Origin of the sequence: Sorangium sp. So ce726 (genome assembly GCF_051521405.1) — a bacterium.
GTDB lineage: Bacteria > Myxococcota_A > Polyangia > Polyangiales > Polyangiaceae > Sorangium.
This window is the reverse complement of the sequence record NZ_CP150349.1, coordinates 10,835,703-10,849,772: the sequence shown is the minus strand read 5'-3', so window position 1 is coordinate 10,849,772 and position 14,070 is coordinate 10,835,703. Positions and strand designations below refer to the sequence as shown.

At 70.6% G+C, this 14,070-nt stretch carries 13 protein-coding genes; 5 read left to right on the top strand and 8 right to left on the bottom strand.

The window, feature by feature from the left end; all coding sequences use genetic code 11:
- Positions 1-26: 26 nt before the first annotated feature.
- Complete coding sequence (locus WME79_RS40345; RefSeq protein ID WP_437526009.1) at positions 27-473, bottom strand: universal stress protein; 447 nt, start codon at positions 471-473, stop codon at positions 27-29.
- Positions 448-2,628 (bottom strand): DUF2079 domain-containing protein, encoded by a 2,181-nt coding sequence (locus WME79_RS40340; RefSeq protein ID WP_437526006.1) that lies wholly within the window; start codon positions 2,626-2,628, stop codon positions 448-450. Before WME79_RS40340 ends, WME79_RS40345 begins: the two co-directional genes overlap by 26 nt.
- 147 nt (positions 2,629-2,775) lie before the next feature.
- Between WME79_RS40340 and WME79_RS40335 the strand changes: the two genes are divergently transcribed.
- Positions 2,776-3,414, top strand: a complete 639-nt coding sequence (locus WME79_RS40335; RefSeq protein ID WP_437526003.1) for a hypothetical protein — start codon at positions 2,776-2,778, stop codon at positions 3,412-3,414.
- 62 nt (positions 3,415-3,476) lie between these two features.
- Here WME79_RS40335 and WME79_RS40330 read toward each other — a convergent pair whose 3' ends face one another.
- The 3 genes from WME79_RS40330 to WME79_RS40320 form a co-directional block, all read right to left on the bottom strand.
- Positions 3,477-4,460 (bottom strand): lysylphosphatidylglycerol synthase transmembrane domain-containing protein, encoded by a 984-nt coding sequence (locus WME79_RS40330; protein WP_437526001.1) that lies wholly within the window; start codon positions 4,458-4,460, stop codon positions 3,477-3,479.
- A 112-nt stretch (positions 4,461-4,572) separates the two neighbouring features.
- Positions 4,573-5,538, bottom strand: a complete 966-nt coding sequence (locus tag WME79_RS40325) for a glycosyltransferase family 2 protein (RefSeq protein ID WP_437525998.1) — start codon at positions 5,536-5,538, stop codon at positions 4,573-4,575.
- Positions 5,539-5,835: 297 nt separating this feature from the next.
- Positions 5,836-6,651 (bottom strand): hypothetical protein, encoded by an 816-nt coding sequence (locus tag WME79_RS40320; protein ID WP_437525995.1) that lies wholly within the window; start codon positions 6,649-6,651, stop codon positions 5,836-5,838.
- Between the two features lie 139 nt (positions 6,652-6,790).
- Between WME79_RS40320 and WME79_RS40315 the strand changes: the two genes are divergently transcribed.
- On the top strand, positions 6,791-7,723 hold the full coding sequence (locus WME79_RS40315) for a DUF434 domain-containing protein (RefSeq protein ID WP_437525992.1): 933 nt from the start codon (positions 6,791-6,793) through the stop codon (positions 7,721-7,723).
- A gap of 16 nt (positions 7,724-7,739) precedes the next feature.
- Here the strand turns inward: WME79_RS40315 and WME79_RS40310 are convergent, their stop codons facing one another.
- A complete protein-coding gene (locus WME79_RS40310) occupies positions 7,740-8,699 on the bottom strand; it encodes an NAD-dependent epimerase/dehydratase family protein (protein WP_437525989.1) in 960 nt (319 codons plus the stop codon).
- A 605-nt stretch (positions 8,700-9,304) separates the two neighbouring features.
- Here WME79_RS40310 and WME79_RS40305 point away from each other — a divergent pair.
- Both WME79_RS40305 and cysK read left to right on the top strand, forming a co-directional pair.
- Positions 9,305-10,375, top strand: a complete 1,071-nt coding sequence (locus WME79_RS40305) for a sulfate/molybdate ABC transporter ATP-binding protein (RefSeq protein ID WP_437525986.1) — start codon at positions 9,305-9,307, stop codon at positions 10,373-10,375.
- A gap of 51 nt (positions 10,376-10,426) precedes the next feature.
- Complete coding sequence (gene cysK, locus WME79_RS40300) at positions 10,427-11,383, top strand: cysteine synthase A (protein WP_437525983.1); 957 nt, start codon at positions 10,427-10,429, stop codon at positions 11,381-11,383.
- 4 nt (positions 11,384-11,387) lie between these two features.
- Here the strand turns inward: cysK and WME79_RS40295 are convergent, their stop codons facing one another.
- Positions 11,388-12,140, bottom strand: a complete 753-nt coding sequence (locus WME79_RS40295) for a hypothetical protein (RefSeq protein ID WP_437525981.1) — start codon at positions 12,138-12,140, stop codon at positions 11,388-11,390.
- 240 nt (positions 12,141-12,380) lie between these two features.
- Positions 12,381-12,914, bottom strand: a complete 534-nt coding sequence (locus WME79_RS40290) for a hypothetical protein (RefSeq protein WP_437525978.1) — start codon at positions 12,912-12,914, stop codon at positions 12,381-12,383.
- Positions 12,915-13,003: 89 nt separating this feature from the next.
- Here WME79_RS40290 and WME79_RS40285 point away from each other — a divergent pair, with 89 nt between their 5' ends.
- A complete protein-coding gene (locus WME79_RS40285) occupies positions 13,004-14,068 on the top strand; it encodes an AAA family ATPase (RefSeq protein WP_437525975.1) in 1,065 nt (354 codons plus the stop codon).
- Positions 14,069-14,070: the final 2 nt, after the last annotated feature.

The following is a 14,070-nucleotide window of genomic DNA, read 5'->3' as shown; positions in this document are numbered from 1 at the left end:
CCGATCGTTTCGTGATGTCACCTACATCAGGCCGCTTGTGATCCGCGTATCGACAGGACCGGGATCTTTGCCGATCTCACCACCCGCTGCGCCACGCTGCCGAGCAGCGCCCGCGCAACGGCGCCGCGCGCGTGGGTCCCGATCACGATCATGTCAGCGCCGATCTCGTCCGCGAGGCGGCAGATCTCCTCGTCGGGGACGCCGGCGCGCAGCACGCCCGAGATCTCGACGCCGGGCGCGGCGCGCCGGCGCTCGAGCACCTGATCGAGGCTCCGCTGCGCGGCATCGGCGATGCGCGCGGCGTCCTCGGCCGAGGGGATCAGGGACGAGCCTTCCGGGAAGCTGTAGACGGGCACGCTGTACACGTGCGCCACGACGATCTTCGCGGACAGCTTGCGGGCGAGCTCGATCGCCTTGTCGAGGGCGATCTCGGAGGTCGCGTTGAAGTCATGGGCCAGGAGGAGGGTCTTCATCTTGCTCCGCGGTGCTGGAGGGCGCAGGCGGCGCGCCGCCGTCCTTTCGGTCCGGCTTTCGTAGCTCCGGGGGCGGGTCTCCGGTAGGGGGCTCGTCGGAGGCCGCCGGGGCCGGCGGCTGCGCCTTCGACGGCGGCTTCACCCGCTTGAACAGCGCCATCTTCTTCAGCCGGCTGAGCTCCTCGAGCTCGCCGCGCTTCACCGCCGCGTTGTGGCGCTCCAGGTCCTTGCCCTTGAGCTCCCCCTCGTCGAGCAGCACGTACTGGACGGTCGCGGCGCGGTCGCCCGGATAGAAATAGGCCTCCTTCCGGTTCGACACGTGCGGTCCCATCTTGCTCGTCGCGCCGACGATGGCGTTGGGCGGGATCGCCTCCACCTGCTGACGGACCCAGGCGTAGGTCGCCTCCTGGTCGGGCGTCAGCTTGCGCGCCACGCGGGAGAAGCCGCCCCTGAACGACGCGTTCTCGACGAGGCCGCCGAACTTCCACGACATCAGCGCGGCCGCCACGAGCATGGCGGCGAGCAGCGCGCGAGAGAGGCGCCGCCCGTCGAGCCCGAAGTACGCGGTCGGCCCGGAGCCCTCGATCCGCTTGAGCGCGATCGGCGTCAGCACGAACGCGATGGGGAAGAGGATCGACGAGTACTGGAAGTGGATCGAGAACACCGCGTCGCGCGAGGCGAGCAGGCAGAACAGGAGCCCGTAGGCGAGCATCCAGCGCCCGGGCTTGGCGAGGAACGGCAGGAAGCAGAGGGGGACGAAGAGCAGGAGCAGGAAGATGATCTTCGGCTCTTCCAGCAGGACCTTGAGCGCGAAGACGGGGTTCGTGAGGAGGGAGACGAGCATGCCGCCGAGCCCGCTCCGGTTCGGCATGAGCTCCTCGTAGTAATAGGCGAACGAATAGGCGTCCTTGCCGGACATGATGATGCCCGCCGACGTCATGAAGAACAGCTTCACGATGACGAAGTAGACGAGGCTCGTCGCGATGGTCACCCAGCCGAGGCGCGCTCTGCCGACGCCGCGGCGGTCGAAGATGGCGTAGAGCCCGATGAAGCACATCAGCAGGGAGACGTCCTCCCGGCAGAGCAGCAGCACGGCGAGGGTGACCCAGTACAGCCTGTCCCTGCCCGTCTCGTAAAAGTAGAGGAGCCAGACGACGAGCGGCGAGATCAGCGCGAGCGAGTGGAACTCGTACATGTTCGCGCCGTGCAGGGCCGGATAGATGGCCCACACGGCGGCGAGCAGGAGCGCCTTGCCGCGGTGATCGAGCTTGTCGCGCGCGAGCAGGTACACGGGGACGACGCCGGCGCCGAGCCACGCGGACTGGAGGATGAGGAGGAACTCCGCCCTCGGGTAGATGAGGTAAAGCGGCGAGAGCAGGATGAGGATCGGGTCGAAGTGCGCGGAGCCGTGGTAACCGGCCCTGAGCCAGGAGCAGCCGAGCGGCCGTCCGTGGATCGTCTGGTAGAAGATGTTGTCGTAGTACCCGAGGTCGGGCGTCCTGGTGTGCAGCGCGTGGTGGTTGGTGATCGCGAGCCGGGAGAAGAAGAGCGTGTAGCCCGTCCACATCGCGAGCAGGGCCAGCGGCGGGAGCCACCGCGCGACCGTCGCGAGCGCGCGGCCTCCGCGAGCGGGCGCGCCATCGAGCTCGGACGCATCGTCGAGCCCGGGCGAGAGCCGCACGCGGCGGCCCCAGGCGTAGGCGCCGGCGCCCGTGGCCAGGGCGGCGAGGGCGGCGAAGAAGATCGTGCTCTTCGGGCTATCCTTCTCGATGTTCGGGAGCTTGAGCGCGGCGACGAACGGGAGCGCGAGCAGGGGGATCAGGGCGCGGTTGAGGCGGCCCACGGTGCCCACGAAATCCCACGAGCGGGTGCGGGCCCGCCGCGCCAGCATCACGAGGAAGTAGGCGAGCGCGACCCCCACGATGGCGGCGACGGCGCCGCCGGCCATCCAGCGGCGCTCCACCTCGGTCAGCTTGTTCGTGTCGAGCTGCGCGTGCCGGCTCGGGTGGGTGAAGACCCAGGCCGTCACGGCGATGCTCATGCCGTAGAGGATCGGCCACGGCGCCAGGGTCAAGGCGGCGCGCGCGAGCCGCTCGAGGGCGCCGTCGAGCTTGGCGAGCGCGCTGTTCAGCCTGGTGCGGTGGTTCTCTAGCATAGGTGAGGCGGGTCCTCGGCTACTTGACCCCACCCCCCGCTGTCAAGGAACGGGGGGAACATCGCGAAAGGACGCGGAAGGACGTGTAACGACGCGAGGTCGCGGGAAGGGCAGGGCGCCACGCGCGGCCCGCGGTAGAATGGCGCCATGTCGCACTACCGGGATCATCTCGATGCGGCTCGCGCGCGCATCGAAACCCTCGAAGCCAAGCTGAAGGAGCGGGATGCGGCGCTCGCCGCCCGGGACGCGGAGATCGCGGAGATCCGTGCGGAGGTCGAGCGGTTGCGTGGCGGATCGAACGATGATGGGCCGCTCGACGGGCCGCTCGGCCGGGGCGGTGGGCAGCGGGCCCTGCTGGTGGCGCTCGCGGTGTGCAGCTTCGCCACCGCGACGGGCTATGCGATGGTGCGCCCCTCGCATTGCCTGCAGCGCGGCGGGGCGTACCCCCCCTCTGCCGAGGTGTCGTCGCGCTCTCACGAGGGGTACGACGCCTGGTCGAGCCGGGTCGACGGGGCGCGCGTCCGGGTCGGTAAGGCCGCGGGTGCAGCGCTCGAGCACGGCCGTGTCCGGGCGAAGCGCTGCTGGCAGCCGGACGGGCCGAGCGGGGAGGGGAGCGTGACCGTGATCTTCGCGCCGAGCGGCGAGGCCCACGTGGAGCTGGACGGGGCGCCCTTCGCCGGGACCGAGGTCGGCGCGTGCGTGGTCGACGCGTTCCGAGCCGCTGCAGCGCGGGTGCCGGCCTTCGAGGGGGAGCCTCTTCGGCTCACGACCCCGATCTCGCTCTGAGTACGTCGAAAAGAGCTCGTCGCTCGAGCTCGCTCCTGCGGGCGAGGGAGGAGCTCGGGTCGCTAGCCGAATCGGGGGGTGGACGGGGCTGAGGAGGTGGGCGGGGGGGCCAGCTGCCAGCTCACGAAACCGACGGCGACGACGATGAGGTAGATGACGGCGAAGACCAGCAGGCCGAAGCTGACGCCGTGCTCGGCGGTGAAGCCGAGCGAAGGGAATACGAGGGAGAAGAAGAACTCACGGACACCTACGCCAGCGATCGAGATCGGTAAGAGACCGAGCAGGTTCGCGATGGCGAGCAAGCAGGTGACGTCGAAGAGCGAGAGCGGTACGCCAAGGGCGCGCGCGATGAGGTAGCCCTGTGCGAAGTTGACGACGAACGTCGCCACCGTGACCGGGAGCGTGAAAAGGAGCCCGCGCCCGACATGAGCGCGCAGCGCGACGAGGAAGCGGCTCGCCGCGCCGGGCTCGGCGTTCTCCGATGGATCCTTCGCGAGCTTGCGCGAGAACGCGAGCAGCAGCCGCTCGGCGAGCCCGGGGATGAGCAACACGAGGGGCGCCAGGACCGTGAGGGCGATTCCACCCCACGTCAGCCAGGCCAGGCGGCCGGCGATCACCGCGCTGTAACGGGCGACGCCGACCGCGACAAACGCGGCGAGCACATAGAGATCACACAGCCTGTCCATCACGACGGTGGCCAGCCCCTCCGCGTAAGGCACGCCGAGGTCGTGGCGCAGGTAGCGGATCCGGAGCAGGTCGCCGACCCGGCCAGGGGTCAGCATGCCAACGTAGAGCGACGTGGCGTAGGCGCTCCACGCACGCCGAAGCGGATAGACGATGCCCCGGGCACGCAGCAGCGCGTCCCAGCGGACCACCTTGAGGTGGATGTTGAGGACGTTCAGCGCCGCCGCGAGCGCGAGCGGGCCAGCAGAGGCCGATACGACCGCGCCGAGCACCGCGTCCCGGTCGTCCATGCGCATGACCACGAGGACGAGCAGGAGCGGGCCAATCAGGCGGACGAGGGCGCGCAGGGCGGTGCGGCTCACGACGGCAAACCCCGGCCGCGCGCTCAGCGCGGCGCCGCGGAGCAGAGGGCCTGGAGAGAGGAGAGGCGCCCGGACGCAGGGACCCAGGACCGATCGAGGTGAGGCTCGGAGATCACTCGAACTCCTCGCGGATGGGCGGCTCGTCTGCCAGGTGGCGCTGCTGCATCTGGAAGGTAAGGAACTCGCCGATGAAACCCATCGAGAAGAACTGGATGCCGAGGAGGATCATCAGCACGCCGAGGAGGAGCAGCGGCCGGTCCCCGATCTTGTGACCGAGCAGCCAGAGGAACGTCAAATACGCGTTGATGGTCACCCCGGTCGCCGCGAAGACCAGGCCGATGAGGCCGAAGAGGTGCATCGGCTTCTTCGAGTAGCGCGTCAGGAACATGACGCTGAGCAGGTCGAAGAAGCCGCGCAGGATGCGCTCCAGTCCGTAGCGCGAGGTGCCGTACTTGCGGGCGTGGTGGCGCACAGGGATCTCTGTGACGCGGAAGCCTTGCCAGGCGGCGAGCGCCGGGATGTACCGGAAGAGATCTCCGTAGATCGGGATGGTGCGCAGCACCTCGCGACGGTAGGCCTTGAAGCCACAGTTCATGTCATGGAGCTTCACGCCCGTGACCGCGCGGACGGTCCCGTTGAAGATCCGGGACAGGACGAGGCGATTGGCCGGGTCGAGGCGGTTGACCTTCCAGCCCACCACGACGTCGAGGCCCTCCTCGACCTTGGCGATGAAGCTCGGCAGATCGGCCGGGTCATCCTGGAGATCGGCATCCATCGTGACGACCACTTCGCCCCTCGCCTTGCGGAACCCGGCCGTGAGCGCCGTCGCCTTGCCGAAGTTCTTCCGCAGCCGGATCCCCTTCACGACCGGGTTCTCCGCGCGGATCCTGGAGATGACGCCCCAGCTGTCGTCCGTGCTGCCGTCGTCCACGAAGATGAGCTCGTAGGAGAAGCGCCCTTTCAAGGCCTGATCCACCCGCTGCGCGAGCTCCATCAGGCTCTCCGCCTCGTTCAGCCCCGGGACGACCACCGAGACGTGCGGCGCCGCCGAGGCGGCCGGCGAGATGGAAGGCGCCATGAGGCTCGGGCGAGGATCGAAGGCGGAGAGCCCGAACGTGGCACGGTCCTCCGGAGCCTCGTGAGGGGCAGGTGTGGGGGGCTGGTCCACAATCACGGCGGCGGAGGATAGCAGAACGTCACAAGAAGGCGCGGTTCCGTCCGAGGAACTCGCTGCAAGCGCGGCGGCAACAAGGGCAGGACGTGCTGCCGGTCACCGGCAGGGGGCGAGGGAAGCGCTGCCGGGGGCTGGCAAGGGAGAGGAAAGCGTTGCCGGGTGCTGGCGAGGGGCGAGGCGCGTCTTCCGGCGTCGGACGCCTCAGGCGGGGGTGCTCTCCGGCCTGTCCAGCCGTGGCGACGGTGGCTCCGCGGTGGCCGTGTCGTCCTTCTCGTCGGCCGTGAGGGCGCGCGGTGGGCTCCGCTCGAGCAGCGCGAGGAAGGGCGCGTGAAGCGCCTCGAGGAGCTCGCGCTGCTTCCCGCTGGGCGTGTGCTCGAGCAGCCAGCTGATCTCGTCGTGGATGGCGTTGAACGCCGAGGTACACGCGGCCATCGCCTCGCGGATGCGCTTCGAGCGCGCGATCGCGCGCGTCTGGCCGGAGCTCCGGCCGAGCCCCCTGGCGAGCGCGGTGGTCGCCTCCTCGATGCGCTTCAGGTACGCGCCGGCGCCGACCTTCTTCACGTCGGCGGAGCGCGGCGCCTTGCTCGCGATGGCGACCTGGTGCCAGCCGAAGTCGACCTCGGCGTCGTACCCGTACTGGGTCTGCTCGGTGCCAGCCCCCGCGAGAAGCGCGCTGCGCAGCCGGATCGCCGCGTCGCGGTGGGCCGGATCCCTGCCCTCGGCCGCCGACGCCAGCAACAGGTGCAGCGCTCGCTGGGCAGCGTCCCACTCCGCGTCGAGCTCGGCGAGTGCCGCGGCCGACGCCACCCCGAGCGCCTCGTCGAGCGCCGCGATGCTCCAGAGCGCGCGCAGCTTCCACACCACCGGCCTCGGCGCCTCGAAGAGCAACGCCGTCGGGACGCGGCTCGGAACATCGTACCTGCCGATCAAGACGCCCTTCCACGCGCCGTGCTCGAGATCCCGCGCGAACGCGCTGAACGCCTTGTCCGTGACGAAGCTGTATCCGTGGGCTGCCATCGTTCTCTCTCCGCTCCTCCCCCAGAAATCGCGCATTTTAGCGAGGCGCGCGCGCTCTGCCGCAAGCGCTTTCCTCCAGGAGCTCGGTCGGGACCTTGCTCGGTGCGCGCCGGGCGAGCGGGGCGCTGAGGCGCGTCCCGTGCAGGAGCACACGCTGCTGGATGAGCTGCTCCGGGGGCGGATGCTGCTCGCTTGCGGCGATCGAGGCGCGGAGCGGCCAGGCGACCGCCGCGACATGAGCGCTCGGAGGCGACCCGAGTGTGGTAATCGAGTCGCGTGGGGAGCCGACGGCGTGACGGCGTGCTGGTGCGCCGCGGAGGCGGGTGACGTGGCGGGCGAGAACAGCGGCGCGCCGCGCGGCGGACACCCGGACGATGAGCGGCTGTTCGGCCCCGATGCCGTCCGGACGCTTCGCGTGGCCTTCGAGGAGGTGACGTGGCTCCTCGGCCGCGGCTATCCGCTGCGCACCGCGATCCGGACCGCCGGTGACCACCACCAGCTGGCCGCACGCCAGCGCCTCGCGCTGCAGCGAGCCGCTTGCTCGGATGCGCAGCGGGCGTCGCGCCTCGCGCGCTGCGCGCCGTCCTCGTCGCTCCAGGGCGCGGAGGCGAACATCGACGGTTTCAACCTGATCATCACCCTGGAGGTGGCGCTCGCGGGCGGGCTGCTCGTGCGCGGGCCGGACGGGGCGCTCCGCGATCTCGCGGGGCTGCGTGGCAGCTACGCGCCGATCGTGGAGACCGACGCAGCCATCGATCGGATCGGCGACGCGCTGGCCGGCGCCGGCGCGGCGCGTGCGCGCTTCCTCCTCGACGCGGCCATCCCCAGCTCCGGGCGGCTGCGCGCGCAGATCCTTGAGCGCCTCGGCGGCGCGCCCCTCTCGATCGAGGCGACGCTCGTCCCCGATCCCGACCGCCTCCTCGCGGGGGCGGCGGGCGTGATCTCGTCCGACAGCGTCGTCCTCGATCGCTGCGTGCGCTGGGTCAACCTCGCGGACGAGATCGTGGGCGCGCGCGTGCCGGCGGCGCGGGTGGTCGAGCTCGTCCCTCGCGGAGGTGATGCCAGCGCGTGAGGGCGCGGAGCGCCCGTCACCGGCAGAGCCCGAGCCGCCTCGTTTGCCAGGCGACCTGCGCCGCGAGCCCCTCGCGCAGGGGCACCCGGGGCACGTACCGGAGCGCCGCCTGCGCCGCCGCGGTGTCCGCCCAGGTGCGCCGGACGTCGCCGGGCTGCGGCTCTCCCCGCTCGACGCGCACGGGTCCTGCGAGCTCTCCCAGCAGCCCGAGCGCGTCGTTGAGGCTCACCCGCGAGCCGCCGCCGATGTTGAACACGCCGACGGCGCCGCCCTCCATGGCGTCGACGTTGGCCTGCACCGCGTCGCTCACGTACGTGAAATCGCGCGTCTGCTCGCCGTCGCCGTACACGCGGACCGGCTCACCCTTCAGCACGGCGGCGATGAACCGGTGAAACGCCATGTCGGGGCGCTGCCTGGGGCCGTACACCGTGAAGTACCGGAGCGAGATCGTGGGCAGGCCGAAGTTGCGCCGGTACAGCTCGCAGAGCTGCTCGGCGGCGAGCTTCGTCACCCCGTAGGGCGAGTGCGGGGCGGTCCGGCTGGATTCGTGCATGGGCACATCCCCCGTGTCGCCGGAGGGGTCGCCGTAGACGGAGGAGGACGAGGCGTAGACGAGCTTGCGCACCTGGCCGTGCGCCCTGGCCGCCTCCAGTAGCCGCTGCGTCGCGAGCACGTTGTCGCGCAGGTAGACCTCGAAGCTCTGTCCCCAGCTCGGGCGCACACCCGCCTGCGCCGCCTGGTGGAAGACGACCTCGCGGCCAGAGAGCAGCGGGCGGAGATCGTCTGTCGCGAGGTCGGCCGTCGAGAGCGAGAAGCGCGGTTCGCCGCGCAGCCGTGCCAGGTTCCCCTCCTTGAGCTCGCGGGCGTAGTAGTCGGTGAAGCGGTCCACCCCGAGCACATCGTGCCCGAGCTCGATCAATCGCTCCGCCAGGTGGGAGCCGATGAAGCCGGCCACCCCCGTCACCAGACAACGCATCCGCCTCCCGTCCTGGTCCTGCCGCGTCGCGGCCTCGCGTCCTCGTCTAGCCGCGCCGCGGCCTCCGGTCCCGGGCCTGCCGCGTCGCGGCGCGGCGATGCTAGCACCTCGGGCCGTCCGTTGAGCGGGCAGCAGCCGGCCGCGCGAAGCCCGCCGCGCCGCTGAGCTCGCTCCGGGGTTTGGGGACCGACCGGGGTTGGGGGATCGTGGACCGACCGAGGTTGAGGACCGACCGAGGTTGAGGACCCGCGGCGGACGGACCGGGGTTGCGGCGGACCGACGCGGGTTGAGGATCGACCCGGGGCTGGGGCTGCGTGGACCGGCGTGGACCGACCGAGGTTGGGGACCGACCGGGGTTGAGGACCCGCGGACCGACCTGCGGCGGACCGACCCGGGTTGAGGATCGACCGGGGGCTGGGTCCGCGTGGACCGACCGAGGTTGGGGTCAGCGCACCCTCTTCTTGCAAATACGCCCACCTTTCCGATGTGTATTTCTGAATCTGGTTGCGCCTACCTGCCGGGCGGGCGACGCTGACGCGCGCTCGGGCCCCTCGCATTTCTGTCCGAGGCGCGATCGAGACGGGTCGGAAGGCTGGCTGTTGCTTATGGGAATTGTTGTTGAGCAGCTCACGAAGCGGTTCGGTCCGAACAAGGTGGTCGATGACGTCTCGTTCGAGATCGAGAGCGGCGCGCTGGTCGCGCTCCTCGGGCCGAGCGGGGGTGGCAAGAGCACCGTCCTGCGCATCATCGCAGGGCTCGAGAGTCCCGACTCCGGCGAGGTCATCCTGAACGGCAAGAAGGCGACGACCACCCGCGTCCAGGACCGGAACATCGGCTTCGTCTTCCAGAACTACGCGCTGTTCAGGCACATGAGCGTGCGCGACAACATCGGCTTCGGCCTCAGCATCCGGAAGCGGCCACGGAAGGAGATCGCGACCACCGTCGACGAGCTCCTTAGCCTCGTGCAGCTCGACGGGCTCGGCGGCAGGTTCCCGCACGAGCTGTCCGGCGGCCAGCGGCAGCGCGTCGCGCTGGCGCGCGCGCTCGCGCCAGGCTCGTCGCTGCTCCTGCTCGACGAGCCGTTCGGGGCGCTCGACGCCAAGGTCCGCCTCGAGCTGCGCGAGTGGATCCGGAGGCTCCACAAGGAGCGAGGGATCACGAGCGTCTTCGTGACCCACGATCAGGAAGAGGCGATGGACCTCGCCGATCGGGTCATCGTGCTGCACAAGGGGCGGGTCGAGCAGATCGGCACCCCGGAGGAGATCTACGACCGGCCGTCGACCGAGTTCGTGGCGAGCTTCGTCGGGTCGATCAACGTGCTCAAGGGCGAGGTGCGCGACGGCCAGGCGGCGCTCGGGACCCTCGCGGTGCACGCTCCACCCGGGACCGGTGACGGCACGAGCGTGCGTGCCTTCGTACGTCCGCACGACATCGAGGTCCACACCCGGATCGACTCTTCGAAGACGCCCGCCGCCGATGACGCCAGCATCGCGCGCGTCGAGCGGCTGTCGCGGGTCGGGTGGATGGTCAAGGCAGAGCTCCGCCTCTCCGATGGCCAGCCGCTCTCCGTCGAGCTGACCAAGGACCGCGTCGCCGAGCTTGGCCTGTCCGAGGGGGACAGGGTGCTGGTAAATCTCCGAGACGCTAAGATCTTCGTGCAAGATTACTCTATCTAGCCCGCTGGCCGGCGCTCCCGTCTGGCCAACGGCCATCACGGGAGGCGGCACATGGCTTCAATCTTCGACGACATCGCGGCGACGATCGGGCGCACCCCCCTCGTCCGCCTGAGCTCTGCGGGCAAGGGTCTGCGCGCCGAGCTGATCGGCAAGGTCGAGAGCCGGAACCCTGGCGGCAGCGTCAAGGATCGCATCGGCCTCGCGATGGTCGAGGACGCGGAGCGGCAGGGCAAGCTGAAGCCCGGGAGCGTCCTCGTCGAGCCGACGAGCGGCAACACGGGCCTCGCGCTGGCGATGATCGCCGCGGCCAAGGGCTACCGGCTGATCCTCACGATGCCGGAGTCGATGAGCCCGGAGCGGGTCGCGCTGCTCCGGGCGTTCGGGGTCGATGTGCTGCTGACGCCCGGGTCGCTCATGGTGCAGGCCGTCGCGCGGGCGCGCCAGATCGTGGAAGAGACGCCCGGCGCGGTGATGCTCCAGCAGTTCGAGAACCCGGCGAACCCCGCCGCGCACCGCGTGACGACCGCGCGCGAGATCTGGGAGGACACGGATGGGACGGTCGACGTCGTCGTCGCCGGCGTGGGGACCGGAGGGACGATCACCGGCGTGGGCGAGGTGCTCAAGCAGAAGAAGCCCGGCGTGAAGATGATCGCGGTCGAGCCCAGGAACGCGGCCGTGCTGAGCGGCGGCCGCGTGGGGGCGCACCTGATCCAGGGCATCGGCGCGGGCTTCGTCCCGAAGATCCTCCGGCGCGAGCTCATCGACGAGGTGGTGCCCGTGTCCGAGGACGAGTCCTTCGACGCCGCGCGCCGGCTCGCCAAGACAGAGGGCATCCTCGTCGGCATCTCCGGCGGCGCGGCGCTGGCGGCGGCGCTGTCGATCGCGGCGCGCGACGAGATGCAGGGAAAGAGGATCGTGGTGATCCTCCCCGACGGCGGGGAGCGCTACGTCACCTCGCCGCTCTTCAAGGAGCTCGTCGGCTGCGCTCGCGCGGCCGCACCCCGCTGAACCGCTAGGGAAGGCAGCCGCACATCGGGTCGCCTTCCCTGCAGACGCACTCCGTCTTCTTGGGCGCCTGCGGCGCCGCCGGCCTCGCCGCCTTGACCTGGAGGGCCTCCCGGTCGCGCTTCGCCGCGAGGAGCTTGCGCTCGAGCTCCGCCTTCTCCGCCTGGCTTCGCACCGTCTGGTACGCGAGCGTGAGCTCGCCGATCTTCCTCTCGCTCGACGCGAGGTCGCTCTGGAGCGTGGCGAGCCGCTGCTCGTGGGCGGCGCGCGCGGCCGTCTGCTCGGCCAGCGTCTGCTCGGCCTCCGGCTTGATCTTGCCGAAGAAGATGCCGAGCGTCGCGGCGAGCACGACGACGAAGAGCGCGCTCCCCCCCGTGACGAGCTGCTTGAGCCGCCGCTTCTGGGCGTCCCCCGCGAGGGCGGCGAGCCTCCGCTCGTGCTCCTGCTGCCTCTCCATGGCCTCGATGCGCGCGCGCTGCTCGGCCTCGATGCGGGCCTTCTCGACGGCCGCAGTCCGGATCCCCTCGAGCCGCGCGGCCTCCTCGCGCGCCTGCTCCTCCTCGCGGCGGGTCCGCTCCTCCTCGGCCCGGATGCGCGCCGCCTCCTCCGCCCGAGCGCGCCGCTCGAGGGCGCGCCGCGCCGCTTGCTCTGCGAGCGCGCGCTGCCGCGCGGCCTCTTCCTCCTCGCGCAGCCGCTGCTTCTCGAGGCTCATGAGCTGCTTGAGCGAGAACAGAACAGAGCTCTCCTGGATCTCGGCCATGACGGATCGACCTCCTTGCCCGCGCCGGGGTGCGGAGCACACGGCGCACGCCGACGAGCGCGGCTCCAGCGGATGAACTCCGCTGCTCCGGCCTCGCTCTCGCGCGCGGTGTGCTCTCGGTTCACCCGTTGGACCGAGCGACGAGATGGAAGCTTGGATGGCTGAGGAGCCGAACGGGACGGGCGCAGGGAAAGCGCCGCGAAGGGAATAGCGTGATGAGGGGCGCCGCGAGCGGCGCGGTCACTCGATGCGGACGGCGACGAGGACCTTCATCCACACCCCTTCGGGCGGGATCGTCTTCGTCAGATCGACCTTGCCTTCCCAGTCGACGTGCACCGTGTAATCGCCGCTCTCGTCGTCCTTGTAGAAGAAGGGCCGGATGTCGTCGTGATAGACCCGATCGAGCGGGACGATGCGCTCTCCGGTAGGCATCGGCGCCTTCTTGGCGACGACGGTCGACTCGCCGTCGACGACGGCCGAGGCGGAGACGCTCTTGATGAAGGTGAGGTCGGGCACGTTGCTGTCGCGTGCTTCCAGCCGGATGTACATGAGCTCGGCCCTGTCGACGGAGTTCGGGTCCTCCGAGACGGAGAGCTCGCTCCATCCGGAGAAGACCGACTGCGAGGTGGGCTTGACGAGGAACTTGGTCTCCACCTCATGCTCTCCGACGACCGAGGCACAGGCGCTCGCGCCGAGCGACAGCGCCATGGTGAGCGCCGCGCCGGTGCGCGCGGAGAGGCAGAGCGAGGCGAGCCCACGGCGACAGGTCAACATAAGCATCCTCATTCGCAAGACATAGCATGGCGAGGTCCGATCGACGCGCGGGGCGCGGCCGGCTATCGTCGTCGGCCGAGGGCGACCAGATGGCGGCGGAATCAGGCGCGAGTATTGACGGCGGGCAGGGGACGGCCCCTGCGTCCTTCGAGGCGAGGCTCGAGCTCGCCCAGCGGACGAGCACGCGGCTGCGAGAGGCGATCGGGCAGGTCGTGGTCGGGCAGGACGACGTCATCGAGCAGACGCTCTGGGGGATCCTCGCGGGAGGGCACGTCCTCCTCGAGGGGGCGCCCGGGCTGGGCAAGACGCTCCTCGTCAGGACCATCGCCGGCTGCCTGGATCTCGCGTTCTCGCGCATCCAGTTCACCCCGGATCTCATGCCGAGCGACGTGACCGGCACGAACGTGCTCGTCGCGGCGGCGGACGGCTCGCGCCACTTCTCGCTGCACAAGGGGCCGATCTTCGGGCAGGTGATCCTGGCCGACGAGATCAACCGGGCGACGCCGAAGACGCAGAGCGCGTTGCTCGAGGCCATGCAGGAGCACGCGTGCACCATCGCAGGCACGCGGTACGCGATGGAGGAGCCGTTCTTCGTGCTGGCCACCGAGAACCCGATCGAGATGGAAGGGACCTACCCGCTGCCGGAGGCGCAGCTCGATCGGTTCCTGCTCAAGGTGCTCGTGCCGAGCCCGACCGAGGACGAGATGACCGAGATCATCGCCCGGACCACGGGCCACGATCGCGGGCCGCCGCCGCGGGTGCTCACCCGCGACGACGTGCTCTCGCTGCGATCGCTCTGCCGCGACATCGCGGTCGCCGAGCCCGTCATGCGGTACGCGTCGCGGCTCACGCGGGCGAGCGATCCGGCCGCCGAGGGGGCGCCCGAGATCGTGCGGAGGTCGCTCCGGTTCGGCGCCGGCGTGCGCGGCGCGCAGTCGCTGGTGCTGGCCGCGAAGGCCGTGGCGCTGCTCCAGGGAAGGGCGCACGTCGCCTTCGCCGACGTGCAGCGGGTCGCGAAGCCGGTGCTCCGCCACCGGATGATCCGGTCCTTCGAGGGCGAGGCGGAGGGGATCACGACGGATCAGGTGATCGCGGCGCTCCTCTCCGCGATCGAGGCGCGGCCCGAGCCCGTGGCGCAGGCGATCCGGCGATGAGG

Coding starts and splice junctions, on each gene's coding strand:
- WME79_RS40305 (WP_437525986.1), top strand. CDS start 9,305: ATGGGAATTGTTGTTGAGCAGCTCACGAAGCGGTTCGGTCCGAACAAG.
- WME79_RS40325 (WP_437525998.1), bottom strand. CDS start 5,538: ATGGCGCCTTCCATCTCGCCGGCCGCCTCGGCGGCGCCGCACGTCTCG.
- WME79_RS40340 (WP_437526006.1), bottom strand. CDS start 2,628: ATGCTAGAGAACCACCGCACCAGGCTGAACAGCGCGCTCGCCAAGCTC.
- WME79_RS40285 (WP_437525975.1), top strand. CDS start 13,004: ATGGCGGCGGAATCAGGCGCGAGTATTGACGGCGGGCAGGGGACGGCC.
- WME79_RS40310 (WP_437525989.1), bottom strand. CDS start 8,699: ATGCGTTGTCTGGTGACGGGGGTGGCCGGCTTCATCGGCTCCCACCTG.
- WME79_RS40290 (WP_437525978.1), bottom strand. CDS start 12,914: ATGTTGACCTGTCGCCGTGGGCTCGCCTCGCTCTGCCTCTCCGCGCGC.
- WME79_RS40345 (WP_437526009.1), bottom strand. CDS start 473: ATGAAGACCCTCCTCCTGGCCCATGACTTCAACGCGACCTCCGAGATC.
- WME79_RS40295 (WP_437525981.1), bottom strand. CDS start 12,140: ATGGCCGAGATCCAGGAGAGCTCTGTTCTGTTCTCGCTCAAGCAGCTC.
- WME79_RS40320 (WP_437525995.1), bottom strand. CDS start 6,651: ATGGCAGCCCACGGATACAGCTTCGTCACGGACAAGGCGTTCAGCGCG.
- cysK (WP_437525983.1), top strand. CDS start 10,427: ATGGCTTCAATCTTCGACGACATCGCGGCGACGATCGGGCGCACCCCC.
- WME79_RS40335 (WP_437526003.1), top strand. CDS start 2,776: ATGTCGCACTACCGGGATCATCTCGATGCGGCTCGCGCGCGCATCGAA.